25 protein-coding genes are annotated in these 23,926 nt (G+C 41.8%); 21 read left to right on the top strand and 4 right to left on the bottom strand.

The window, feature by feature from the left end; genetic code table 11:
- The first annotated feature begins 123 nt into the window (after positions 1–123).
- Together WFN87_RS23020 and WFN87_RS23015 are read left to right on the top strand one after the other, a co-directional pair.
- Complete coding sequence (locus WFN87_RS23020) at positions 124–363, top strand: RepB family protein (RefSeq protein WP_001773447.1); 240 nt, start codon at positions 124–126, stop codon at positions 361–363.
- A 411-nt stretch (positions 364–774) separates the two neighbouring features.
- On the top strand, positions 775–1,353 hold the full coding sequence (locus WFN87_RS23015; protein WP_072010976.1) for a RepA family replication protein: 579 nt from the start codon (positions 775–777) through the stop codon (positions 1,351–1,353).
- 891 nt (positions 1,354–2,244) lie between these two features.
- On the opposite strand, the gene WFN87_RS23010 is transcribed toward WFN87_RS23015, so the two are convergent.
- The 4 genes from WFN87_RS23010 to WFN87_RS22995 are packed head-to-tail and all read right to left on the bottom strand — an operon-like array spanning position 2,245 to position 6,271.
- Positions 2,245–3,948 carry an ATP-binding response regulator gene (locus WFN87_RS23010; protein WP_037404177.1) on the bottom strand — a complete coding sequence of 568 codons (1,704 nt, stop codon included), beginning with the start codon at positions 3,946–3,948 and terminating at the stop codon, positions 2,245–2,247.
- Positions 3,949–4,446: a molybdopterin-dependent oxidoreductase gene (locus WFN87_RS23005; RefSeq protein WP_037404179.1), complete on the bottom strand. Its 498-nt coding sequence runs from the start codon at positions 4,444–4,446 to the stop codon at positions 3,949–3,951.
- On the bottom strand, positions 4,439–5,425 hold the full coding sequence (locus tag WFN87_RS23000; RefSeq protein ID WP_037404180.1) for a glycosyltransferase family 9 protein: 987 nt from the start codon (positions 5,423–5,425) through the stop codon (positions 4,439–4,441). Before WFN87_RS23000 ends, WFN87_RS23005 begins: the two co-directional genes overlap by 8 nt.
- A 6-nt stretch (positions 5,426–5,431) precedes the next feature.
- The gene (locus WFN87_RS22995) at positions 5,432–6,271 is read right to left on the bottom strand and encodes a helix-turn-helix domain-containing protein (protein WP_037404181.1); all 840 of its coding nucleotides are present in this window, start codon (positions 6,269–6,271) and stop codon (positions 5,432–5,434) included.
- 371 nt (positions 6,272–6,642) lie between these two features.
- Here WFN87_RS22995 and WFN87_RS22990 point away from each other — a divergent pair, with 371 nt between their 5' ends.
- The 19 genes from WFN87_RS22990 (at position 6,643) to topB (ending at position 23,781) form a co-directional block, all read left to right on the top strand.
- Positions 6,643–6,846 (top strand): TraY domain-containing protein, encoded by a 204-nt coding sequence (locus tag WFN87_RS22990; protein WP_001773453.1) that lies wholly within the window; start codon positions 6,643–6,645, stop codon positions 6,844–6,846.
- 397 nt (positions 6,847–7,243) lie between these two features.
- Positions 7,244–7,933 carry a lytic transglycosylase domain-containing protein gene (locus WFN87_RS22985; protein WP_072010977.1) on the top strand — a complete coding sequence of 230 codons (690 nt, stop codon included), beginning with the start codon at positions 7,244–7,246 and terminating at the stop codon, positions 7,931–7,933.
- Positions 7,908–8,270, top strand: a complete 363-nt coding sequence (locus tag WFN87_RS22980; RefSeq protein WP_037404232.1) for a hypothetical protein — start codon at positions 7,908–7,910, stop codon at positions 8,268–8,270. Before WFN87_RS22985 ends, WFN87_RS22980 begins: the two co-directional genes overlap by 26 nt.
- The gene (locus tag WFN87_RS22975; RefSeq protein WP_227503621.1) at positions 8,267–8,641 is read left to right on the top strand and encodes a VirB3 family type IV secretion system protein; all 375 of its coding nucleotides are present in this window, start codon (positions 8,267–8,269) and stop codon (positions 8,639–8,641) included. The genes WFN87_RS22980 and WFN87_RS22975 overlap by 4 nt, the downstream gene beginning before the upstream one ends.
- Entirely contained in the window at positions 8,598–11,108 is a 2,511-nt protein-coding gene (locus WFN87_RS22970) for a VirB4 family type IV secretion system protein (RefSeq protein ID WP_037404185.1), read from the top strand. Before WFN87_RS22975 ends, WFN87_RS22970 begins: the two co-directional genes overlap by 44 nt.
- The gene (locus tag WFN87_RS22965) at positions 11,105–11,773 is read left to right on the top strand and encodes a type IV secretion system protein (RefSeq protein ID WP_001773457.1); all 669 of its coding nucleotides are present in this window, start codon (positions 11,105–11,107) and stop codon (positions 11,771–11,773) included. The genes WFN87_RS22970 and WFN87_RS22965 overlap by 4 nt, the downstream gene beginning before the upstream one ends.
- Positions 11,774–11,848: 75 nt before the next feature.
- Positions 11,849–12,178 carry a hypothetical protein gene (locus tag WFN87_RS22960; protein WP_037404187.1) on the top strand — a complete coding sequence of 110 codons (330 nt, stop codon included), beginning with the start codon at positions 11,849–11,851 and terminating at the stop codon, positions 12,176–12,178.
- 9 nt (positions 12,179–12,187) lie between these two features.
- Complete coding sequence (locus tag WFN87_RS22955; RefSeq protein ID WP_037404189.1) at positions 12,188–13,120, top strand: type IV secretion system protein; 933 nt, start codon at positions 12,188–12,190, stop codon at positions 13,118–13,120.
- 49 nt (positions 13,121–13,169) lie between these two features.
- Entirely contained in the window at positions 13,170–13,319 is a 150-nt protein-coding gene (locus WFN87_RS22950) for a hypothetical protein (RefSeq protein WP_001773460.1), read from the top strand.
- Positions 13,319–14,122, top strand: coding sequence for a virB8 family protein (locus tag WFN87_RS22945; protein WP_051916971.1), 804 nt, complete (start codon positions 13,319–13,321; stop codon positions 14,120–14,122). Before WFN87_RS22950 ends, WFN87_RS22945 begins: the two co-directional genes overlap by 1 nt.
- The gene (locus WFN87_RS22940) at positions 14,119–14,943 is read left to right on the top strand and encodes a TrbG/VirB9 family P-type conjugative transfer protein (protein ID WP_001773462.1); all 825 of its coding nucleotides are present in this window, start codon (positions 14,119–14,121) and stop codon (positions 14,941–14,943) included. Before WFN87_RS22945 ends, WFN87_RS22940 begins: the two co-directional genes overlap by 4 nt.
- The gene (locus tag WFN87_RS22935; RefSeq protein ID WP_231566326.1) at positions 14,891–16,219 is read left to right on the top strand and encodes a TrbI/VirB10 family protein; all 1,329 of its coding nucleotides are present in this window, start codon (positions 14,891–14,893) and stop codon (positions 16,217–16,219) included. The genes WFN87_RS22940 and WFN87_RS22935 overlap by 53 nt, the downstream gene beginning before the upstream one ends.
- 388 nt (positions 16,220–16,607) lie before the next feature.
- On the top strand, positions 16,608–17,684 hold the full coding sequence (virB11, locus tag WFN87_RS22930) for a P-type DNA transfer ATPase VirB11 (protein WP_037404196.1): 1,077 nt from the start codon (positions 16,608–16,610) through the stop codon (positions 17,682–17,684).
- Positions 17,685–17,686: 2 nt separating this feature from the next.
- A complete protein-coding gene (locus WFN87_RS22925; protein ID WP_001773467.1) occupies positions 17,687–18,037 on the top strand; it encodes a hypothetical protein in 351 nt (116 codons plus the stop codon).
- A complete protein-coding gene (locus tag WFN87_RS22920; protein ID WP_051916972.1) occupies positions 18,034–19,644 on the top strand; it encodes a type IV secretory system conjugative DNA transfer family protein in 1,611 nt (536 codons plus the stop codon). The genes WFN87_RS22925 and WFN87_RS22920 overlap by 4 nt, the downstream gene beginning before the upstream one ends.
- Positions 19,645–19,667: 23 nt before the next feature.
- Positions 19,668–20,192, top strand: a complete 525-nt coding sequence (locus WFN87_RS22915; protein WP_037404199.1) for a hypothetical protein — start codon at positions 19,668–19,670, stop codon at positions 20,190–20,192.
- 76 nt (positions 20,193–20,268) lie between these two features.
- Entirely contained in the window at positions 20,269–20,757 is a 489-nt protein-coding gene (locus tag WFN87_RS22910; protein WP_037404200.1) for a thermonuclease family protein, read from the top strand.
- 101 nt (positions 20,758–20,858) lie between these two features.
- A complete protein-coding gene (locus WFN87_RS22905; RefSeq protein ID WP_037404201.1) occupies positions 20,859–21,443 on the top strand; it encodes a hypothetical protein in 585 nt (194 codons plus the stop codon).
- 10 nt (positions 21,444–21,453) lie between these two features.
- Positions 21,454–23,781 (top strand): type IA DNA topoisomerase, encoded by a 2,328-nt coding sequence (gene topB / locus WFN87_RS22900; RefSeq protein WP_037404202.1) that lies wholly within the window; start codon positions 21,454–21,456, stop codon positions 23,779–23,781.
- The last annotated feature ends 145 nt before the right edge of the window (positions 23,782–23,926 follow it).

Genomic DNA, 23,926 nt, shown 5'->3' with positions numbered 1-23,926 from the left:
GTTATGGCTAGAATTACAGTTAGGTCGCTCGGAATCGGCCTAACTGTTTCCAGCATTGTATGTTATATCTCTATGTATAATGGTTCGCGATTGCATTAATGATAAAGAAGTAGGGGGGGGTACATGACTGATGGCGTTATGTTAACGAAATGTGACCGTACACCCAAAAGCAATGCTCAAAAACAAAGAGAACTAAAACAGCGAAGAAAGCATACGCATACTGAGTTGAAAACATCTATTCGTAATGATGTAAAGGCAGATTTGGTTTTTTTATCAGAGCTTTACAACATGACTCAAACCGCAGTGCTTGAAGAGCTAATAACAGAAGCCAGAAGGAATTGCGGGTTTAACGACGTAAAATGATCCAAGTGATCGCGTTATGGGGAAACTGATCTTGATCTGTGCCTCTTCAGCGTGATAGCTTACGCGGTATTCATGAGAAGAAATCATTTAGCAGTTATTTAACTCTCAGGAAATGATTTTGGTCGCTACGCCGAAAGGTAGCAAAGAAATGGGTTGGAAAGCCCAAAAAACAAAGCCCCGACAATCATGCTCTACTTTGGCGAGCGGACATGATAGTCAGGGCTAGGTACGAAACCTAAGAAGGATTATAACCAATGTATTCCTCAAAGCAACCCCTGTTCGCCATAAGTGCGGGCGGCGGTGTCTGAACAATCTCCGATCGTAAAGCCTACAGGCGTCCCAAAGCAGTCACCTTGCTATAACGTTTCTTCGCGCAAGCGCCGCCGGTTCCTCAATCGGTGGATTAAGTCGGTGGCAACCGAAGCCGGGCGTATCAAAATCAAAAACGAACTTCGGCGTCGCATTCGGCACAACAAGTATTGGGTCAACGAAGCAAACAAGTACGGCATTGAAACTCTGTGCGAGCTGATGCTGGCCATCTTTGATGACCTCGACTTGAGGTCGTGGGAAACGCGCAATAATCTTGAAACGCTGGCAGAACGTGCTGGGTTGGTAACGCGCAGTGATTTAGGGCATAAGTCAATTTCCCGCGCCAGCCGGGGATGTGATCGCCTCTCATGGCTTAATGCAATTATTTCGGAAAAAGCACCTTTCAATCCTTATGACTCCCGTTGTTCCTGTAAGAACATTGAGGTAACAGAGGATTTCTTTGCCATTCTCGGCGTTCCGTTAAAACAGGTTTACCGGGAACGAGCCAGGTTACTTAAGGCTGATCCGAATGAGATCATATCCTCCGGCGATGTCCGCCTGATCGCTATTAAGGTCGAGGGCTGGACTCGCAAAGCAGCTGCTGGGCTTGCCAGGATGAAAGCAAAGCGTGACGCAGCTCGCCAGCGCAAACAGGAATACTACTCCCCAACCTTTGCCTGATCTCCAGTAACTACCGCCTTAGCTGGCGGGGATTCTGCACGTCCGCAATAATCCGCAGTACAAAAAATAGCCTTAACGTACAATAATTTCCGAAATCCAAACCATTCCCCCTGCCGGAATGGCGGATTTTTCGGCGGTTCCGGCGTAGCCCTTCTATAACTGCTGTATAGCTTGTGGGTAAGTGATAATGAAGTGCAAACGATAGGGCGCAATTACTCTTTTGGTTTATCTTTTAATTACTTACGTATTAAAAGATAAACCAAAAAAAGAATACATTACTGTTATCCCCTTTAAAAAGTGGATAACCAAAAAGCATCGGCGCAAGCGCCTCAAAAGTAGCTCCCCACGCTAAAGCGCGGGGCATAGAACAGTTCATAGAAACGCGCCTGTAGGGATTTCTGGCCGTAAACGACCAGAACCCCCAACACCCGGACAAATCACCCGCAGAAAGCCGCTCCGGCGTCTTCCTGCGTGCTCAGCCGGGCTTACGGACGCTGTGCAGCTGTATCATCGTCTGAAAGGCCGCAATAGGCTTTGCAGGGAGGGGGGGAGTATGGCGCAGAACGGGAAACTGTAACCGCCCTGACGGGCGGGCATCGCCGCCCCTCACCTTCAGCGTTTACCTGTGCCATTTCTGGCGGCTTCCATGCCCTACGGGCATAGAATTTTTACGTAGCACATCCTTCAGTAAGGTTGAACAAGTCCAGCTCCGGTCGTGTCGCCGGCAGCAGCTGGCCAGCGTCCTGCAGCAGCATCGAGGGGAAACATGAAATGCTAAAAAACAATGACTTATAAAAATTAGCTAGAATTTTAACTAATACAAATTTTTTGATGTTATAGGACGTTATAGCCCTGATATACTCGGTCACAATCAGGGCTGGTAGTAAGTAATTATTTTGATTCCATTACACTATTTATTGCTTTATTTATATCCCTGATTCTTACAGGTTTAGTTAGCATTGTTATTGATGGTATAGGGCTTTCATTCGCATAAGCACTAATAAATATGAAAGGCGTTTCTTTGTTCGGACTTTCTATAGATTTTATTTTCTGAAATAGCTCATCCCCAGTCATTATTGGCATTTGGAGATCACTAAGAACAAGATCATAAGGTTTTCGTTGCAGTTTTTCGAATGCACGAACAGGTGAGTTTGTGAATTCAACATTATAATCAGCACTTTCAAGTATAGAGACTAATGAAGAGCATGACATTTCATTATCATCAACTAATAAGATTCTAAGATGGTTAAAATGAGGCTCGTATATGGAATTATCTATATTTTCCAATTCATGTGAGCTGGAGCCTAAAGATACGGGGATTTTTACCGTAAATGAACTTCCTTCGCCAACTTCACTTTTAACAATAATTTGGCCTTTCATTGCTTTAACCAAGCCATTAACAATTGCCAATCCCATCCCAAAGCCAGGAACACCATTTTCGTTTCCTTTAAGTCTCTCAAAAGGACTAAATATTGATTTAATCTTATCTTTTGGAATTCCTTGCCCTGTATCTTCAACTTTTATTACAAGATTTGTTTTGGAATCTAACCCAGCTATAACATCTACATTACCTTTTTGTGTGTATTTAATAGCATTAGTAACAAGGTTCTCGACGATTTGCATTATTCTCGATGAGTCACCTATTATATTAATGTCTTGAATTTTATCTGTGATGATTTTTACGTTCTCTTTCTTTAATGCACTAATGCAATCGTCAACGGTAAGATCAATAATTTTTTTTAAATTAAACTGTGCTGCACTTATTTGTATATTACCATTATCTATCCTTGCAAATTCAGATAGGTCTTTCATTTGCATTTCAATTTTAGTAACAGCACTTTCTAATCTTATAAATTGAGGATCGTCATGGTTTTTATTATACTTTTGCGAAATGGCATCAATCGTGGAGATGATGGCTTGTAGGGACGTTCGTAACTCATGACCAACAATGCCCAAAAAAGCATTTTTATTATTAAATGCTTTTTTTTCTGAGTCCAATAATTTATTTAACTTCCATAAGAAAACACAAATAAAAATACCTAATGTTATTGTTAGGATTCCCGTTATATATAAAAGTATAAGTATCTGTTTTTTTGTTTCTTTGAAATCGACATTTGCATTTGTACGCTGGCGAACTTCTGCGTGATCTGCAATATTAACTAATAACTTAGAGTCTGGCTCTATATCATTTACCAGAGAAACCACTTTTCTCATATCTGGGGACGGTTGTTTTATATAGTGATCAACAATTTCTAGTTTTTTATATATATTGTCGATAGTTTCTTTATAGTCCTTTTCTTTATAGAGAGGAATGGTTGATTCACTTTCATTTTTAATAACGGAAACTCGTGAGAATAAAATATCTAATTTCAAGCGTATTTGCTCAAGATCTTTATCATTGCTTCTAACTAAAGCATAAAAATCCGCTAACTGAATCGAGAATTTTGCAGTTGCCCATGCGTAATTCTCTTGTGTTCCTGTAATTGCATATAAAGATTTGTCAGAAAGTAATGAGTTGTATTTTACAATTGTTGAGATAGCAAAGGCTAATGCCAATGCTATTCCTGCAAAGATTAACATCAATTTTTTATTCATTTATAGCACCGTGATTTTGTCTACTTGCCAGATAAAACGAGATAAATAAATAGGTGAGTTGAGTTTAGTCGGATTGCTGTCTAATGGATAAATTACGAAATATGGTCCAAAGTTCCTAACTTCTAAGGGTTTTCCATCCATTTTATTTGCAAGGATTATATTGAAATCTTCTACGTCAGAAATAGGAATATCAACCCAGTAGTCATTCAGGGCATGCATTCTTAGTGTTTTTCCTTTGGCATTTACCAGATGTAATATATCTTTTATTTTTACACCTTCAAAGTTAACTGGGTGATCTTTTGCCGTCCATGATGTTGTTGTTCTTATTATTGTTTTGGGGAGTTCGTTAAAATTTTGACTTGTAAGGATGTAACCATTTTTTGTATTTGTGGTGGTTATTTTTCCATTAATATAAATATCACCTACTTTTGCGTTAGCATTTGACAGGGTTGCAAAAGATAAAACCACAACCAGAAGGAAATATTTAAATTTACGCATAATAAACCTCAAATTCTTTTTCAATGAGCTTAATGAGGAATTCATCTTCACTGTTATGAATTCCTTCAGTTAAATTGTTTCCTATATAAATGGAATGGCAGTCTTTATAGTAAATGCTGCGCAGTTCCGGTTTTACTGTGGTAAAAATACAAGTGGAAGGTACATTAAAACCTGCGGCAATATGCAAAGCTGAAGAATCGCAGGTATACATGTACTTAGAATTTTTAATTATTGAAATGAAAGCAGCTGTATTTTTAGATGTTGCTGCAATGTTAGTGTAGTTTTCATGATTTATGTCAATGAAACCAAATATTTTTTTCCCGTATGCTTGGGTAAGCTGGGTGATTGTTTTGTGATGAAACTTTGCTGGGATGCTTCTTATTTTTGTACTTGCATTAGGGCAATACAAAACATATTCGCCAAGGTCTAATTCCTCTACATTGCAATCCTGAAGCCAACGGTTACTCTTCTCCTCTGGTGAAAAATAGTTGTAGTTAAGGCCAAGGCTTTTAAGGAAGAAATCATGCATTTCTAAGCGATTGAAATCTTCCCAATACACCTGGTTTCCCATATCAATGATTACATCAGAATCTTTTAAATGAGAAATATCATATGGCATGTAATAAATTTCATCTATTACATTTTTAGCTATGTGATATAGCTCATTAACATAAGCTGGGCAATTCTCCGGTCTGATTACCCTTATTTTTATTCCTGGATTTATTTTCTTTATATTATGTAATGCAGATATGCCAATAATTGAGTCACCCAGGGTAACGCCCATCCCATTCACTATAGTAAGATTTTGTACTGTAGTGTAATCTATAGTGATATTACTTATTGAATTGTTATGTATTACCTCGTAGTTTAGAGGGGTTATTTCTCCTTTGGGTAGTTTTTTACTGATACCATACGGTGAGACAATATACTTACTGTCAAGTAAAAGGCTACCAGTAAACTCTAAAAGTTGTTTGTTCATAGCTAACTACTTAGGAAAAAATTTATCGATATTGGATTTTATTAAGCTTCCTTTAATCGGCTTTTCAAATGGGCCGACGATATCATAATCATTTATAGATATTGAAATTTCTTCATCAATAATCCCTTCTAATTGCCCTGTTAGTACCAAGATCATAGAGTTTCTTTTCTGAGACTGTCTGATTTTCTTAATGGTATCGAATACGGTTTTATCTCCAACAACCCAATCCAAAATATAAGCATCATAAGCAGACTTATCAATTGCACGTGATAAGTCATCAATAGAGTAGAATCCATCAACTATAAATCGGCCATCGTTTATAATTTCTTTGATACTATCAACAATGTTTTTATCATCATCCAGGATAGCTATGCTACTTTTGCCTATTTCTATTTTCCTAGGATGTATAACAATGCTTTCTATGTTTCTCTTAGATTCAACTAAGTATTCATCTCGAATATCATCAGTGTGAATTACGCACCATTCGTCATTGATTTTCACTGCTGAATATTCCGTCTTTTCATCGGAGGTTTCAGGTGAAAGGTAGATTTTGCATTTTAGCGTTGTATTACCTTCGCTCCATAATGCTTCGTGAATTTCTGAGTGCGATGGGCTATACAGCTCAAAAAACTCGCTCATTTCCATCCCTATTGAATGGACTACCTTTACCAGCTGCGATACTTCCCATTTTGTAGAACCTGTAAGTTTTTTATGGGCGGCCGCTGTTGTTAACTCAAGAACTCTACCTATGTGGGCGATATGCTTCTGTTTTGGTATCCCCTTCACGATGAGTGCTTTAGCTAGCATCTCACCTAACCAGTTATCGCTCTTAGTCTCTTCTTCCATCGCTCAGCTTCTCTTCGGTGTTTTTAAAATTTCGTAAGACAATTCTAACCTTAGAGTTAATTTTTTCAATAAAAACAAACTCTTAAGATATCGCCGCGCGACATTGAGTGTCGTAAAAGTATAGTTATGAGCATAAAAATGTCGTGATAGTTGATAAAAACTTGCGCTCGATATCGGTTTGATATAAATTCAATATCGTTAGTGGTTGAGAGTGCAGTGAGAAGGCTGCTGTTAGAAGATTTGTAGAACAAAAAGCAGCCACAGTAGTTAGGTTGCTTAATCACAGTTAACTCTCTGTTTGATAAGAATTAGGCGATAAAAGACAAATTTTCGGTTCTTCTATCTGCCATCTGTTGAATTGGAACGTTTATATGACCGATGACACCACCAAGAAGAACACTCAATCGCTTGTTGATCTTTCTCCAGAAGACAACCGGCTGTTGACTGAGGCAGCCAAACGATGCGGCAGAAGCAAAAGAAAAGAGGCTTCTTTACGTCTGGCTGACTCTTTAAGAAATTTCCCAGACATTGCCACTGAAGGTAAGCGTTTTTTAAATGACGGGACTAAGGGATAGGTAGCACCGGGGAAAGAAGGAAAAATATAAAGCTAAGGGAATAAGCATTTCACCAGGGAACCAAATTTCAATCCCTCTTTAATATGCATTCATCGTGCAGGGGGATTTTTTACCTGAATTTCGCTCTTTAACAATTTATAAAAGTCGTTACAGATGCAAAGCATCTATATAGACCCCGACGCGAAAATGCGATGTATCAATGGGTACGATCTGCCTGTTGAGAAGATTAGCTCTGCCTGGGAGGCCAGGAGTTACAGACGTGAAAGGGCAGCCCTGATAGAAAGCAATGCACTGGCGTTAATTTTAATGAAAAGTAGTGATGAAGCCCATTATTTTAATAGTGGGCTTCTATGAGTGCTTTTATACCTAACCAACACATATAACGTTTGGAGGAAAAATGTTATCTGCTGCTACGTTCGTTTCGTTAGCTATGCAGTGTGCTGTTTCAGTTCACCCGGATACAGCACTGGACGTAGCAAAAACGGAATCAGGTTTTAATCCATATGCAATTGCCGAAATCATCCCTAAAAAGGAGAGAGGTAAAGATGGTAAAAGCGTTATTACGCACATGCCAAAGTCTAAGTCGAGAGCAGTTGAAATAATTAATAGTATTGAGCAGAAAAAACGACGCTATTCAGTCGGCTTAATGCAAATTACGAGCACCAACTTTAGTCTATTTAATGTTACAGCTGAAGATATGCTTGATCCATGTTCTAACCTTAAGGTGTTCGAAAAAATAATCTCGGACTGCTATAAGGGTGGGGGGGATTTACGAAGCGCTCTTAGCTGTTATTACTCAGGAGATTATCAACGGGGGAAAAGGAAGGAGTCAGAGTTTAATAATACGAGCTATATACAGCGAATTGGATATACAACCGCTTCAAATCAGTATGTCGTACCTAGTACTAAAGAAGACAGAAATGCCGCAAAGGAGAACCCTCAGCCCCAATACACAGCACCACCTACTTATGAATCATGGGATGTTTTACGCGAATTTCCGCGAACATCTAACCCTAAAGTTCAACACAGTAAACCTTCACCAGATAATAAGGAACTCATTGATGAAAGCTCTAAAAATCCAGCTTGATATTCTGACCAATAAACTTGCACAACCAGCTGTATATTACGCCTTCATGTTCGCTATGTTTTCGATGTTGTCTCCAGTTTCGGCGGAAGCGGCCTGGTATGATCCCATCGTAACCTTTGCGAAAGACTTTAAAACGATGATTATTATCGTTGGGGGGATCGCAGCTGTCGCTTCGATGGTGTATATCGGCGTGTGCTGGATTATCTCGCGTATGTCCGGTGATATGAAAGTCACTGCAATGGACTACTTCAACCATGCCGCAGTAATTGGAGCCGTTGGTGGTGGTGTTGCTCTTGCTACCTGGGCTTATTCAGTATGGGGAGGAAGCGTGTCTTGAAAGAAGAAAAAACAGAGACGCTAAAATATGAGACGCACAACGCAATGGGAAGGGTTGCTATGTATTGGGGAATACCTGTATTCCCCTTAATATTCCTTCTCATGGGAGTAGCCATCAGCTTCTTTGTTGGTATTTATTTATGGGGGTGGTGGGGTATAGCCACTCCCTCCCCATTTATTATTGCACTACTCGCGTTGCGGATCATAACCGAGAGAGATGATAAAGCTATGCGCCGTTTCTTTTTTACACGTCGTAGAAAACGTATGAATAGGAAATATGGTCGGCACTTGCTTATCACCCCAAGAAATCCAAAGTGGAGAGAAACAAATGCGCGGCGAGCAATCAAAAAACGTATTCTCACCGGAGAGTAAAAAAGTGCCCTGGTTAGGGCACCATGTACATCCTAATGTATGTACATTAGGTAATTCACATTTACTTGCGTTACTTCGTTTTAAGGGGGTGCCACACGAAACACGTGATAAAGAAACCCTAAATCGTGAGTTTAAAAGGCTGGATCGCTGTATCAAGGCACTAGGGAAGCAAGAAGGCAAAAATTTGATGCTTCAAACGTACACATTTAAAACAGGTGTACGTCTCGATGCGCATTATAAAATGGAGATACCTATCTTACAGGATTTTGTTGATGAATATACTGCACCGTTCAGGTGCGGGGCATATCAACAAGTAGGGTATGGTATGGGGCTTATTCTCAAGCACAGTGATCTTGAGGAAGGTATTGCCAGTATGGTGGAATTACTATCCATATGCCAGGAAATGCTCAGTGATTACAGCGTTGCGGTCATGGGGATGGAAGAGCGCAATGGTAAGTTGTATAGCCAAGTTGGGCGATTCTATTCATTTATTTTTAACGGTGTTGATCAAGATGTCCCGGTTACAGATACCCGACTTGGCGACTCGGTTATTAATGGGGAAACAGGCTTTGGTGCTTACGATTATGTAGAATGCCGCCCATATAATAGTGCTCCTAGGTTTGCTACTACATATGATCTGCGTGATTACCCAGATGAAAGTGAACCGGGAATGTGGGATCAGGTTCTTGAGGAACAATACGACTTTACATTAGTTCAAACGTTCCATTTCGAAGACCGGAACAAAATCAAAACAAAGATTAATGCACAAAAGGTGGATTTAGCATCGACTGAAGGCGAATCTTCACAGACAGAGGAACTGGAAGACGATGTTCAAGCCGTTACTCAAGGGAAGAGACTTTTTGGGCACTATCATTCGAGTTTGATCGTTTATGGCGAAACACCGGAAAAGGCGGTTAATAATGGTGCCAGAATGCAGGCATTATTTTTAGCTCTCAATACAGGATTTGTTCGCTCAACAAGCACTAATATAGATTCGTGGCTTACGCTGTTTCCTGCGTATACCGATGTGATTTACCGATACCCTAAATCGACTGAAAACCTTGCATGTGGGTTTTCTTTGCATGCAACACCTACGGGTAAGGCGACGGGAAATCCTCCGGGTGATGGAACGGCTTTGATGCCTCTTAAGACCGTTCAGGGCGGCCTTTTCTTCCTGAATGCCCATGACAGTCCACCAGGGCAGAATAACACAGGCCAGGCATTCCCTGGGCACATGGTGAACCATGCTCAGACGGGGGCTGGTAAATCATCTTCAGCAGCCTTAAAAATGATATTTTTTAGTCGATGGAATCCGATGATTTTCGGTATTGACTATAATAACTCAATGGAGAATATTCACCGGGCACTGAACGTTAAATATTATTCTATTGAACCGGGGGTTTATACTGGTATTCAGTTATTCCAACTCCCAGATTCAAATGAATTGAGGCAGCTTTTATTTGATACCGTAAAACAATGTGCTGGCGGTGCTGACTCTAATGAAGAAATTATCATTAAGTCAGCTATTGATGCTGTGATGAAACATAAAGTCCATGAGGAGCGTCGTTTCTCTCTTCTTATCCAATCAATACCTGATACTGGCGGTAATGGACTCAGAGCAAGATTATCAAAATGGTGTACTGTCAACGGCAAGAAAGGGCAATATGCATGGGTGCTCGACTCCCCGCGCAACCTTTTTTATCCTGAGAAGTACCGTCGCTTGGCTTTCGATTGCACACATATTCTTAAGAAAAGTTATGTTGCTAATCATCCTTTAGTTGTTGAGGTAATGCTTAATACTTTTTATTTCCTTAAAAGTAGTATGCATGCAAAAGAACCTGGTTGTCTGATGATTAATCAGATCTCGGAATATTGGGTTCAGTTAGCTTTTGAAAGTACAGCTGCCAAAATCGAAGAGATTTTACTTGCTGGTCGTATGCGGGGGGAGTTGTTGTTATTAGATACTCAAACTCCTGAATCTGCCCTAAATACACCGTCAGCTCCTGCAATGATTCAACAAATTGTTACACAGGAGTGGATGGCAAATGATAAGGCTAATCTTGAAAGCTACGGTAAATTTGGTGTTACAGCGAGGGAGTTCGAAAAAATATCAGAGTTAACCCCATATAGTCGCCAGATGATGATTAAACAAGGTTCTGGTGCTGTTATGGTTTCATTAGCTTTAAATGGCCGTCTCGAATATTACATCCCACTACTATCAGCAACGATGAAAAATCTACCCGTTGCCGAACGAGTGCGGAAACAATTAGGTACTGATGATCCTGCTATATGGGTTCCTCACTTCCTTGATGAGATGGTCGCTTTTCAAGTACGAGAAGATCTTAAAACTGATGATGCGAAGGTGTGGTATCCGGCGTTCCTTGCAAAGATGAAGGAGTACGGGAGAGACGTCGTCTCATCACTAGTTACCCATCCAAACGAAACCGAATCAGAGAGCACAATATGAAATTGAAAACGTTAATGGCGGTTAGCCTTGCTATGGCGATCAGTTTGCCCGTATATGCCTCCGGTATTCCTACAGTTGATGTGGCGAACATCACTCAACTTGTAGTGAATGCACAGCAACAAGCTAAGGAGGCGCTGGCGCAGCTGGATAAGGCGAAGGAAGCCATATCTCAGGCAAAGAGCCAATATGACCATTACAAAAGCATCATGCAGGGCAATGATAAATTGGGTGATTTTTTGAATGACCCATTACTCAATGAACTGCTCCCGGTTAGCGACTGGCAGGACATCTACAGCCAAGCTAAAGATCTACCTAATTTGCGCACTCGCTACGGACTAACCAGTAGCGACCCGAAAATTCAGGCCGCTTTTGATAAGCTTCTGTCTCAGGCTGATACGCTTGAAAAGCAGTATGACGCTTCAAATAAGCGTATCAAAACGGCTGAGGGATTGCGTAGCCGCCTGAACTCGGTGGAGACACCTAAAGATAGGGAGCAGTTAGGGCTTCGTTACCAGCAGGAAATGCTTGAGCTACAAAATCAACAAGCGCAGCTTCAAAATACGCGCTATTTGATGGAGCAGCAGAACAAGATTGATGATGCAAAACGCGCCCAGGCGTTTGAAGACTATATGCTTGGTAAAAGCAAACAGCGGCCTAGCTACTAGCCATCTCACTCTATAGGTTGCACACTAGAGATGTGCAACCTGTTTTCTGCTGTTTAGCTAAGGAGTATTGAGGTGATGTTAAAAAAAATAGCTATTTTGCTTTGTATTGCTTTTACTGCTTTTACTTTGTCTGCCTGTAAAGGCGAACAGGGAAAAGCTTTCATCGGTCATTGGTATCAGGTTGATAAGGCAAAATATCCAGCTGATATTAATATTACATATGATGATGGTGTATTTCATATTGATGAAAACAGCGCATCAATTGGCGTAACTTCAATGGAATATTCTATTACCAAAAGAGAAGCTAAAGCTGAAAGTGATACTGTCCTCGCTGGTCAGAATTTTTCCATGCGGTTAGAAAATGATAAATTGCAATATAACGGCCACACTTATGTGAAAAAATAAGAGGTTTGTATGGACGTACAGGTTGCACAAACTCTGTTCGATGCCATCGATAATGCAGCAAAAACACAAATGAATAATGTCACGGCTGTTATGGCTGTGATGGGGGTTGTTTTTGGCGCATTTTGGATGATATACATCTTACTACGTTCGTTGGAGTGGTATTTCCAGGGGTTAACTCAAGTCATACAAGATGTTTTACTGACGATATTTAAAGCATCGTGTATTTTGTTTATGGCTTTTAGCGTTTCTTGGTATGTCAGTACGATTGTTCCAACGGTAACTCAATTCCCTGTTTGGTTGGGGAATACAATGGCGGGCGTGAGTGGTGATAAAACAAATTTGGTTGATGGGCTAATAAGCTCGTTCTTTGATGCTGTTGTTAATACAATCGATGCTATGAAATTTGAACCAATAAGTAATTTCAAAGCCACTGTGTTAGGTATACTCGCCTTAGTTTTGTTGCTTGTCGGTGGTATTCCTTTTCTTTTAGTCGCAGTAGGAACGTTGATTACGTTAAAGGCAGCGTCAATGTTATTGCTGGTAGTTGGGCCGATATTTATCGCATTGTCCTTATTCCCTGCAACTCGGCAATATTTTTGGGGATGGGTTGGTGTGCTGGGTGGATTCACTTTAGCTCAGGCTCTTTTTGCTGTCGTAATCGGATTGGAAATGTCTTTCATTAATGCAAATGTGGTTAAAGGTGGCGAAATAGAAACCGATTTAATGAGTTGCCTTAGTATCCTGTTATATTTTGGTGCATTTACCTTACTTGCTACAGAGATACCAAACTATGCCGCATCTGTTATGGGGGGATCTCCAAGCGGAGGGGTAACTGGTGTCGGCGGACTTCTTAGCAAAGGTACAGGGTTAGGGGCAGCAAGTCGAATGGGGGGTAGAGCTGCGCGGTATTTAATGAAAAGAAGGGGAAACCGAATTTCCTAGTCTGAGTTACTCCTATTGTTATTTCCTCTCTCTCTAATCAAGGTTTAATATGAAAAAGATTATTATTATCTGCGCTGTACTATGTACAGTGCTGGGGTTAACTGCATGTGGTTCTTCCCCTGAGAAATTAACTCAACCCAAAGGTGATTGGATTGATGCTAATCCAACGGTAACTAATCTTACTCAGGGGGTTAAATAATGTTTAAGAAAAAAATAAAAGAAGCTGTAGAACAGGAAAAACATTTGCACTATAACGATGGCCCTCTTCAAGGGAAGCAAAAAGAAGTGGGACAACAAATTATGGCCTATACACAGGCGGCCAAATGGTTTGAAGATCGTGTTGCAGAGGACTATCGTAAAAAGGCAAAGAGTTCACGTAGGCTATCTATTTTCTTTGGCCTATTGGCTTTTATGTCTATTCTGGCAGTGATGATGTTAGCCCCGTTGAAAACCGTTGTTCCTATGATTCTTCGGGTAGACAAAAGCAGTGGTTATGTAGATGTAGTAAAACCCTCTGATGGTACGGAGAAACCAGAAGTTGTTGAGGATAAGCATTTTATTCATCAATATATTCTCGCTCGTGAGTCATATAACTGGTCGTCACAGCGCGCAAATTATCGCTTTGTCCAATTGACATCAAGCCCGGATGTGTTCGAGCAATACAAAAACTTTCAGTTATCCAGCAAAGGTTATGTAGCAAGATTGGGGCAGTCACAACAAATTCAATCCATTGTTGAATCCATTGTTCTTTTGCCGAGTAGCAATGAAAGAAAATTGGAAAGTGACACGGGGATTAAAACCTATCAGGTACGATTAACTGAATCGCGCCTTTTACCTGATGGTAAACCTGTGCCGCAGACAGTCCCGGTTAGCTCCATTATTTTGATCTCTATTGATAATAAAAATCCAGCAATCACAGAGGGCGATCAGTGGCTTAATCCCCTCGGTTATGGTGTCAAAGGTTATAGCAAAACAATGGCTATTGTAGGGAGTGGCTCATGAAATGCTTAGTAACTGCGTTATCGTTCTGTGTTGCCGTGTCATTCCTGCCAGCGGCAAAGGCTGAGGTGTCAGGGCGTGGAAACAGCTATGATTCCCGCATTCAGACCGCTTTATATAGCCCTGACAATGTATTTCGTATATATGCAATGAAAAATCGCTCAACAGCTATCCAGTTGGAGCCTGGTGAAACAATTAACCTCGATGACGGGATTCTGAATGTTGGTAAGCCTGGAGTTCAGGAATCGCCTGAATGGATGGTTGGGGCAAATCAGAATGGAAGCATGATCATTCTGAAGCCAAGCATGTATGCTGAAGAGCCTGAAACCAATATGATTGTTAAAACCAATCGTAGAACATATATCTTTGAGCTGAAGCTTGCAAAAAGCGTCTCAAATATGACCTATATGTTCCGATTCCGTTACCCACAGCCACCCAAAGTTGGAGAAACTCCATTTAAAGGGCGTAGCATTAATCAAAACCCTTGCTCCGGTACGATTAATCGAGATTACCAGAAGAAAGGGGATATGGTGCTTTCTCCATATGAAATTTGGGACAATGGAACATTTACGTGTATGCGATTCCCCACAAATGCACCACGGCCTGTAGCATATGAGGTGCTTCCTGATGGAACTGAAACTATGGTTTCGTCCCATCAGGTTAATGATATTTTAGTTCTTCATGCAGTCAGTAAAGAGTTTCGCCTACGCTTGAATGAATTGGTTTTAGGATTGCGGACTAAAGCTAATAATACAGGCTGGTATAACTATAATGGCACTACTACTGGTGAAATCCGGGAGGTTAAAAATTATGGAAAACAATAATCAAACTTCGCCAGAGCAGGAAAATAATGAGTTCAAAGGTCAAGGGGATTTTTCTTTAAAACCTGCCGGAAGAAAAAAAGATTTCGATAAGCGCATCATTGCTGTTATCGGTGGCGGCGTTTTCATTGTTATTATAGCCAGTGTTCTAATTGGCTATATGGCAATCAAAAGTATGGGTGATTCAGAAACAAAAGTGGATGAATCCAAAGTAACGGAATCACCACTTTTACAGTCTGCTGGAATCAAGGATGATTCTATGGACGAATTAATGAGCAAGTCTACAAATTCTCCTTCTGTATCCTTGGATAATGCCCCCTCTCCAGAGGCCGCTTCCCAAACACAGACAGAAGTTAAGAAGGAGCCGGTGCAAAAAACTGAATCGTCCAGTACCGAAACCCAGCAACCACAGCGTTTAGCGGAATCATTATTCACTCCTATTACACGCTTTGAGTCGTCTGGATTGAGTGGCGGGTCTGGAAGTGGTTCAGGTTCGTCTGGGGACACCTTTGGAGGAACTACCCAGGGAACTGGCGACGATGAACAGCGCCTACGCGATTTTGCAAACGCCGATCCTGCTGAACAGGTACAGAAAATCCTGAGTGGTGGCGGAGGGACTATCTTGGAAAGAGGTAATGGGGGAAGCGGAGGCAGCGGTTTGTTGGATAACTTAAATGGTAGCAGTTATCCGGCGACGAAAGCGAGACTTGCTCCTAATCCTAAATATCTGTTGAAACGTCGAATGAACTTTCAGTGTGCATTATATACCGCAATTCGGACTGATTATCCGGGGCTGGTAGGGTGCAATTTGCTACGCCCCCTTTATTCAGCTGATGGAAGTGTCATTTTAGCCGAAGCTGGCGCTCAACTCATTGGAGAACAGCGCGTTGAGGTTAAAGCAGGCCAGAGCAGCGTTGCAACTGTCTGGACAGAGTTAGACACGTCTCCGGGGGTTCGAGCATCTTTAAATGGATTAGGTGTTGATCCTATGGGACGAAGTGGGACAGATGCCGAAATGGATAACCATTATGGTAAGCGGTTTGGCGGTGCTGTAATGCTGTCGCTGGTACAAGATGTTTTTTCATCTATCAGTAATGCGACGCAAAATAATAACGGTATGACTATGAACAATTCTACGCAAAACGCGGAGGATATGGCGAGTAAGGCGCTTGAAAATAGCATTAACATTCCCCCTACTGCTTATGTCAAACCGGGCACTGTAATTAACGTAATTGTTAATCAGGATATTGACTTCTCAAGCGTATTTACAACGCGCTAGTCTAAATTGCTGTGCCTAATAACGTTAGGTACAGCATTTCTTTTAAGAGGTTTTTATGCTTATCACAACAAGGCAAGCTGCATTGCTATTACATGTGAAGGAAGGTGAATTAATATTTGAGTTGGAACGGACGGGGCGGTTTAAGGGGCATCGAATAAATATGTTTGATAACCGAAAAGGCAGAACTCGAAAGTTTTCTTATGAGGATGTTATGGCAGTTAAAAGAAAATTGCATTCTGATAAGGAAGTCAAAGGATATTAATATTAGCCGTGAGAATTGATTATGAAAATAAACATCCCTACCCGAATTAAACTTGCGCTGGTAATGCTTATAATCGCCTTTGGCATCACTCTTTTTAAATACAATGTATGATTATGGAGTATAGCTATGACAGATGATACATATAATATTGATTCAATGGTTGAAGATTTGGGCGATGATGTTTTAGCACGAGGGTATCTAGAACAATCTGGTGTGACTGAGCGGCTTGCTCGACCAGGAGTAACAGAGGTGGCTATCAACCGTCCATTTGAGATATGGACTGAATCATCAAAGGAAGGATGGGTGCGCGAAGAGGCACCTTGGCTAGATTTTGATTTGTGTAGCCATTTAGCCAATGCACTGGCTGTATATAACAACCGCGAGCTGGGAGTCAAATCGCCAATTAAAACAGTTGAATTACCTACTGGCGAACGTGCTCAATTAGTTATTCCTCCCGCATGTGAGCGCGGGACTGTTTCAATGACCTTCCGTAAACCATCGCTTCAGCGATTTACTTTAGAAGACTATGCTAATAGTGGGCGCTTTGATAAAACAAATAAAGAGCAACACAATCAGACAGAGCTTTTTGAATGGCAACTTGAGCTTAAGCGATATGTAAAACAAAGAGACTATGTGAGTTTTTTCAAACTGGCTGTAGCTAAAAAACTTAATATCATAATTTTTGGCGGCACTGGTTCAGGTAAGACAACATTTGCTAAGTCAGTTGTCGATATATATCCCCATAACTGCCGTCTGTTAACAATTGAGGAGCTGAATGAGATGAAATTGCCTTATCATCTCAATCATGTTCATCTTCTTTATGGAGATTATGTAACTCCAAAGGATTTAGTTTCTTGCTGTATGCGTATGAAAGGGGATCACATTTTGCTTGCTGAGCTAACTGGCGATGAAGCATGGGATTTTATGGAGTTACTCAATACCGGACACCCAGGAACGATAACCACAGCGCATGCTAACGGTAGCCTCGAAGGTTATGCACGTATAGCTGGCTTAATTAAGCAATCGGCTGTGGGAGCTGGTCTTGACTACGACTACATTGATAGACGTGTCAGAACTTCATTTGATGCCGTTTTATACATGGAGCATACGGAAATTCTGGATGTAACTTACCAGCCAGAAACGAAACTTGCGCTTCTAAATGGTGTTTCAATGAAAGAAGCGTTATCCATGTTTGAGGAGTGAATATGGTTAAGCTAAAAATATTTTTCGCAATAGCAGGTCTAACCTTTATTTGTTTTATTATCGGGTTATATGCGGGAGGGTGGGCGTGGTATGCCTTAACTGGATATCCAGATAAAATACCATCCTTAATGACTCTTTTTGATTTGGGTGAAATATCATTAACCGACAAAAGTAAAATTATGTTGCCGTGGGCTTGGGCGGTGACAGCAGTTATAACATTTTTACCTACAGGTATAACATTATTTATTTTTCTGGGGGGTGGGGATAAGGGGCTGCGGAGTTTACACGGTAATGCTCGATTCGCAAACAAAAGAGAGTTGAAAAAAATTTGGTATACGGAGCCTGAAAAATGATAATTAAACCAAAACTCCCTAAAGGCTGGGAAATGAGGGATGGAAAGGCATTACAAAAGCGAATAGAAAAATATCCAGCTATATTGATGGGTAAAGATCCTTACAGTAATAACTTTCTCGCGACATATGGACAAACTTACCTCATGCTCGCAGCTCCACCGGGCAGCGGTAAGGGGGTTGGTATTGTTGTTCCTAATTTATTGCAGTATCCACATTCGGTTGTAGTGAATGACTGTAAATTTGAAAATTTCCATTTGACTGCTGGATTTCGTCGAGCGTGTGGTCAAAAGGTAAAGCGATTCTCCCCGGAACTTCTGGAAACGCACCATTGGAACCCTTTGCGGGTTATCAATCAAGATCCATTGTACAGACTAGGTGAGGTTCGTACCTTAGCATCATCACTATATGTACCCGACAACATGAAAAATGCCAGCTGGTTTTCAAAGGCTGCTGACGTTTTTATAGCGATATGTCTGTACCTTATAGAAACACCAGAATTACCGTTCTCATTACCTCAGTGCTATGAAATTGCGTCTCAGGGAACTCAGTTAGGCAGTTGGGCGCAACGTGTTATCGATGAACGCGGAAATTCGGATAACCCGCTGAGCGCTGAAACAATACGCGAGCTGGGAGTCATTGTCTCAGAGTCGAAAGGTAGAGAGTTTTCTACATTAATGTCCTTTGTAACAGGCCGCTTAAGTCTATATGGTGAGAAGCTTGTAGCTTTAGCATTAACTGAAAGTGATGATGATGACGAAAATATAGACTTCAGTAAATTGCGGGAGGAGCCAACAAGTATTTATTTTTGTGTGACTGAAGGATCATTAAAAAAATTCGGCCCACTGATGAACCTGTTTTTCTCTCAGGCTATTCGAGAAAACAGCAAAGTATTACCGGAGCAGGGAGGGTACTGTGAGGATGGTTCCCTTAAACTTAAATATCAAGTCCTCTATGTAATGGATGAATTTGCTGTAATGGGGAGAATTTCAGTAATGGAAACAGCCCCAGCTTTAACCAGGGGAGCCGGATTACGTTACTTGATTATTTTTCAGAATAAAAATCAGGTTTGCTCTGACGAATGTTATGGGAGTGAGGGTGGTCAGGCTGTAATGAAACCATTCCATGTCGAAGTTGTATATGCGCCGGGCGATATTAAAGTTTCTGAGGAATATAGTAAAAGACTAGGAACGAAAACAGTTAGAGTACCATCAGATAATCATGGTGTATCAGATGGACAGAGACGTTCAAGGGGTAGGACATTTACATTACAACCCAGACCACTAATGTTACCGCAGGAAGTTGATGAGTTGCCGTATGGTGAAGAATTGATCTTCATGCAGCCCTCTAAACAGACTCCAGCAATGAAAATTAGGGCTAAAAAAATCTTCTGGTATGAAGATGAAATATTGAAATCACGTGTTGATGATAGGAGGTATCCATTACCTGCAATTCCAAAAGGAGATGCTGATAAAGCTAAAACACTTGTTGTGCCAATGGGACAATCTACTAAATCTGTTTCAATGGCTAGCCCTCATGGTGACGCTATGAGAGAAGAGAGTAATCGGCGCCGAGTAGATGTGTCAGGTGTTATCAAAACATCAGATTAATTATTTCACAGAGGACAAATAAAATGAATTTTCGCCACATGGTGATGCTTATCATCGTCTGTATAGTAGGAGGGATATCTCAGCCTGTTCTGGCTGGCCCATCCCAAAATGAATGTGCTATTTGGTTATGTATGCCAGCAGGTTTTCCGGGTAGCGATTGCAAATCGCCTCATAAGGCAATGATCAAACGTATTAAAAAAGGTAAGTCGCCACTTCCATCATTATCAAGTTGCATGGTCGATGGTTCTGCATCAGTGCCGGGGTTGCCTGATTCTGGTAGTCAGAATATTAAAACAAATGAAGGTCGGGCGTCATATTATTACAATCGATATCAATGCAATCGTGAAAATCACGATGGTCGCTGCATTGGTTATAAAAAACTACCGAACAAAATTGTGATGGACAATTGGTGTAAAAAAGAGCCACAAAAAGATGCATATAAATCAGATTGTAAAACAATCCGATATATGGAAGCTGTTATTGATGGCAAGTCGTATGGAACACCACTGTTTTATGATGACAACGGTAATACATACGAATTGAATTAACGCAAATAATAACCTCGAAAACAAACAGATTTTAATCTGTTTGTTTTTGCGGTTGAACAACCGAAGGGCGTTAGTAATGAAGTTAAATTATATTGTCATTTGTACTCTACTTTTATCTTGCTCATCATTTGCTAATAATTTCGTGGGTAAGGTCACTCGTGTTATCGATGGCGACACCATAGAAGTTAAAACAATACCCGAGAAAATTCTTGTGTATGAAGTTCCGATTCGAGTCCGATTGATAAATATAGATGCACCGGAAAAAAAACAACCTTATGGCCGTTGGTCAAAGGAGCAGCTTAAAGCCTTGCTTGCCGGACAACCTGTTACTGTCACTTATACGCAAACAGATCGCTACGGGCGAGTCTTGGGGCGCGTGGTGACAGCGAACGGTGCTGAGGCTAACCGGCAGCAAGTGATAAAAGGGGCTGCATGGGTATATGAGCGGTACAACACGGATAACTCATTACCGGCTCTGCAACGGGAAGCACAGAAACAGAAGCGCGGCCTGTGGGCTGACAATCAACCAGTTCCCCCTTGGGAGTGGCGGCATAAACAGAACTGACGCGCTTCGCTTGTCCAACCCCTCCACTGCCTGAAATAAATATCAGGCAGTCTCACGGTTAATATCAAATTAAATTAATTCACCAACTAAAAGGTGGGATTATGAAGCATGATGCTGTTAAAACAGTTTACGATTTAATGCGTTATTGCCATATGCCTATGTGGTGTCAGCGTGAAGTAAGAGATATGAAAGTCGGTGACATCTATTTTTTGGGTAAGTACAAAGAGGTGATGTATTCTGAGGATTTAAATGAAGATGTAGATTTCGTAGGGGAGGCGTGGATTGAAAAGGAAAGAGGTATTTACAAATTCTATGCCACCTGGACAATACCAATGAAACCATCCCGATCTTTTATTATGACAAATGGAGGTTTTAAAGTGTTGAAAGGGGGCGCTGTTAATTTTGGAGGCGACCTTTCAGCTTTTCGTTCGTTTGCTCTGGTTTCACGCTATCTCAATCGATTGGTGATGAAAATGAGCAATGAAGAGCGAAATGAATTTTATAAAGTTGGATCTAAGCCGCTCCTTCGCGGTATTTGTATCGATAAAGACTCCATAAGTCGAAGACCTCACTATATAAAAGAAGGCGAATCTATCCGGCGCGTCTGGTTAAATTATAGCAACCAATTACCGACACACCCTCTTCAGGCTATTGTCACCTCTGCGATAGCGCTAAAACAAATTTAAGGATAATCATATGAGAGTTTTTATTGCTGAAAAGCCCTCCCTAGCGAAAGCTATTTTTGAAGGGCTGGGCGGAAATCCAAATACTGAAAAGAAAAACGGCTATTTTGAACACGGTTCTGATATCGTTACATGGTGTTATGGTCATATGCTGGAGCTGTACGACCCGCAGGATTATGACGACAAATATTCCAACTGGCGTTTTAGTGATTTACCCATTAAATCGGTTTATCCGCCAAAATATAAAATCAAGCCTGAATCTGAAGCACAGACCCGCATCATCCTATCTCTTATCGATAAAGCAGACAGTATCGTTCATTCTGGCGACCCCGATGATGAAGGATGTTTGCTGGTCGATGAGATTCTAGGTTATGCCGCAAACAAGAAACCCGTCCAGCGGCTGCTTGTTGCCGACCTCAACCTTGCGCCAGTGCAAAAATCGCTGGCGAATTTACAGCCTAACGATAAATTTCGCGGTATGTCGTTAAGCGCCCTGGCGCGTTCCCTGTGCGATCAGGGTTTTGGCTATAACATGACGCGAGGATGTACATTAAAAGGCCGTGAGAAGGGCTATGACGGCGTTCTGAATGTTGGCCGGGTACAAAGTGCCGTTCTTGGCCTGGTGAACATGCGCACGCTGGCGAACCAGAACCACACAGAAAGTTTTTATTACGATGTGTTCGCCAGTCTGTCGATGAGCGGGCATCAGATTAAGGCGAAATATCAGACAACAGACGACGATCAGACAGACGAGAAAAAACGCCTGATTTCCGAAGCTCAGGCCGCGCATATTGCCGGGCGGGTTACGGGTAAGGACGCTATTGTTACTATCGCGACGACAAAGCCGGAAAATACCAAACCTCCGCTGCCGCTTAATCTTTCCACGCTTCAGCAGCTATGCGCAAAGCGATTCGGTTATTCTGCGAAAGATACACTCGATGTGATGCAGGGGCTGTATGAAACTCACAAGCTTCTGACCTATCCACGTTCTGACAATCGCTATCTTTCAGATGAGCATTATTACCAGGCCGGAGATATTGCCACCGCGATAGCGGCCACAGTACCCGAACTGGCGTCTGCGATCGCAGATATGGATAAAGGCCAGAAACACAAAGCCTTTAATGCCAGTAAGATTGAGGCGCACCATGCTATTATCCCTACGACAAAAAGCGGAGCCGGTATTCAGCTTAATGAAAAAGAGCGGAACGTTTATAACTTGGTGTCCGTCTACTTTATCGGGCTATTTTACCCGGATGCGATCCGCAACAAGACGAAAATACACTTTGATATCAAGGGGGATACCTTTACGGCCACACAGAGCGTTCTGGTACAAAAGGGCTGGGAAGCGCTGGGTAAGGATAGTGATGATGAAGACGAAACCGAAGATGCCGGAACGGACGGTTTTGACCTTTCATCGCTGAAATTTAATGACAGCGGCCTGTGTGAATCGGCAGATGTGGACAAGAAAAAGACTACACCACCTCGCTATTTCACAGAGTCAACATTACTGGCCGCCATGACGAGCGCGGCAAAATTCATTGATGATCCGGCTCTCAGAAAAGCGCTGGAAGCGAAAGACGAGGGCAGCAGTGATCGTGGCAGTATCGGAACGGAAGCCACCCGCGCGGGCATCCTTGATAAACTGGCCGCTAATACCGGGCTTATCTCTATCGAAAAAGAAAAGGGGTATTCGGAGCTGGTATGGAAAACCACAAAACAAGGCCAGGAATTCTGCGCCGCTCTGCCTCCTGAAATCACTAAACCAGATATCTCCGCTCTGTGGGCTGAAAAGCAGTCTCAGATCAAAGCTGGAGAGCTAACGGTTGAGGAGTTTATTAAGGCAAATGATGAGTATGTCCAGGGGCTGATTGACGAGCTGGACAGGAACGGGATTTCTATTTCCTCAAATGCCATGCCCTGCCCGGTCTGTAACAACGGTTTCCTGCGTAAACGTAAGGGGCAAAATGGCTTTTTCTGGGGATGCTCCTGCTACCCTGAATGCAAGACAGCATTCCCGGACAAAGACGGCAAGCCGGATATGGAAGCAAAATCTAGATCAGAAGGTTCTATACCCCGGCTCGAATCCCCCTGCCCTTCATGCAGTAAGGAAATTCTTATCCGGCCAAAAGGTTTTTTCTGTTCCGGGTGCGAGTTTAAAATCTGGTCTGAAGTATCAGGGAAAAAACTGACACCAAATCAGGTTGAGACGTTAATCAAAAAAGGTAAAACCGGAGAGATTAAAGGCTTTACCAGTAATAAAACCGGGAAAAAGTTTGACGCTGCAATTGTTTTGCAGGACAAATCTACGGGTAAACTTGGGTTTAAATTCAAGAAAAAATAATTATTAAAAAGGCTTCCTTCGGGAAGCCTTTTTTTTTCAAGCCGGAGGAACAGCCACGCGGGCACGTCAGCAAGCTGACGCACCACGCGCCCGGAAATCACGCGCTTCCCGTCGCCCAGCGCCGGAAAGCCCGCTCACCGGGACA

The organism is Cedecea sp. AS113 (assembly GCF_037152415.1).
In the GTDB taxonomy this organism is placed as follows: domain Bacteria; phylum Pseudomonadota; class Gammaproteobacteria; order Enterobacterales; family Enterobacteriaceae; genus Cedecea.
The sequence above is the reverse complement of the archived record's forward strand: the minus strand, read 5'-3'. Positions and strand labels throughout refer to the sequence as shown.

What these genes read in the sequence shown, in the direction of transcription:
- WFN87_RS23020 (WP_001773447.1), top strand. Translation starts at nt 124, where the DNA reads ATGACTGATGGCGTTATGTTAACGAAATGTGACCGTACACCCAAAAGC.
- WFN87_RS23010 (WP_037404177.1), bottom strand. Translation starts at nt 3,948, where the DNA reads ATGAATAAAAAATTGATGTTAATCTTTGCAGGAATAGCATTGGCATTA.
- WFN87_RS23005 (WP_037404179.1), bottom strand. Translation starts at nt 4,446, where the DNA reads ATGCGTAAATTTAAATATTTCCTTCTGGTTGTGGTTTTATCTTTTGCA.
- WFN87_RS23000 (WP_037404180.1), bottom strand. Translation starts at nt 5,425, where the DNA reads ATGAACAAACAACTTTTAGAGTTTACTGGTAGCCTTTTACTTGACAGT.
- WFN87_RS22995 (WP_037404181.1), bottom strand. Translation starts at nt 6,271, where the DNA reads ATGGAAGAAGAGACTAAGAGCGATAACTGGTTAGGTGAGATGCTAGCT.
- WFN87_RS22990 (WP_001773453.1), top strand. Translation starts at nt 6,643, where the DNA reads ATGACCGATGACACCACCAAGAAGAACACTCAATCGCTTGTTGATCTT.
- WFN87_RS22985 (WP_072010977.1), top strand. Translation starts at nt 7,244, where the DNA reads ATGTTATCTGCTGCTACGTTCGTTTCGTTAGCTATGCAGTGTGCTGTT.
- WFN87_RS22980 (WP_037404232.1), top strand. Translation starts at nt 7,908, where the DNA reads ATGAAAGCTCTAAAAATCCAGCTTGATATTCTGACCAATAAACTTGCA.
- WFN87_RS22970 (WP_037404185.1), top strand. Translation starts at nt 8,598, where the DNA reads ATGCGCGGCGAGCAATCAAAAAACGTATTCTCACCGGAGAGTAAAAAA.
- WFN87_RS22965 (WP_001773457.1), top strand. Translation starts at nt 11,105, where the DNA reads ATGAAATTGAAAACGTTAATGGCGGTTAGCCTTGCTATGGCGATCAGT.
- WFN87_RS22960 (WP_037404187.1), top strand. Translation starts at nt 11,849, where the DNA reads ATGTTAAAAAAAATAGCTATTTTGCTTTGTATTGCTTTTACTGCTTTT.
- WFN87_RS22955 (WP_037404189.1), top strand. Translation starts at nt 12,188, where the DNA reads ATGGACGTACAGGTTGCACAAACTCTGTTCGATGCCATCGATAATGCA.
- WFN87_RS22950 (WP_001773460.1), top strand. Translation starts at nt 13,170, where the DNA reads ATGAAAAAGATTATTATTATCTGCGCTGTACTATGTACAGTGCTGGGG.
- WFN87_RS22945 (WP_051916971.1), top strand. Translation starts at nt 13,319, where the DNA reads ATGTTTAAGAAAAAAATAAAAGAAGCTGTAGAACAGGAAAAACATTTG.
- WFN87_RS22940 (WP_001773462.1), top strand. Translation starts at nt 14,119, where the DNA reads ATGAAATGCTTAGTAACTGCGTTATCGTTCTGTGTTGCCGTGTCATTC.
- WFN87_RS22935 (WP_231566326.1), top strand. Translation starts at nt 14,891, where the DNA reads ATGGCACTACTACTGGTGAAATCCGGGAGGTTAAAAATTATGGAAAAC.
- virB11 (WP_037404196.1), top strand. Translation starts at nt 16,608, where the DNA reads ATGACAGATGATACATATAATATTGATTCAATGGTTGAAGATTTGGGC.
- WFN87_RS22925 (WP_001773467.1), top strand. Translation starts at nt 17,687, where the DNA reads ATGGTTAAGCTAAAAATATTTTTCGCAATAGCAGGTCTAACCTTTATT.
- WFN87_RS22920 (WP_051916972.1), top strand. Translation starts at nt 18,034, where the DNA reads ATGATAATTAAACCAAAACTCCCTAAAGGCTGGGAAATGAGGGATGGA.
- WFN87_RS22915 (WP_037404199.1), top strand. Translation starts at nt 19,668, where the DNA reads ATGAATTTTCGCCACATGGTGATGCTTATCATCGTCTGTATAGTAGGA.
- WFN87_RS22910 (WP_037404200.1), top strand. Translation starts at nt 20,269, where the DNA reads ATGAAGTTAAATTATATTGTCATTTGTACTCTACTTTTATCTTGCTCA.
- WFN87_RS22905 (WP_037404201.1), top strand. Translation starts at nt 20,859, where the DNA reads ATGAAGCATGATGCTGTTAAAACAGTTTACGATTTAATGCGTTATTGC.
- topB (WP_037404202.1), top strand. Translation starts at nt 21,454, where the DNA reads ATGAGAGTTTTTATTGCTGAAAAGCCCTCCCTAGCGAAAGCTATTTTT.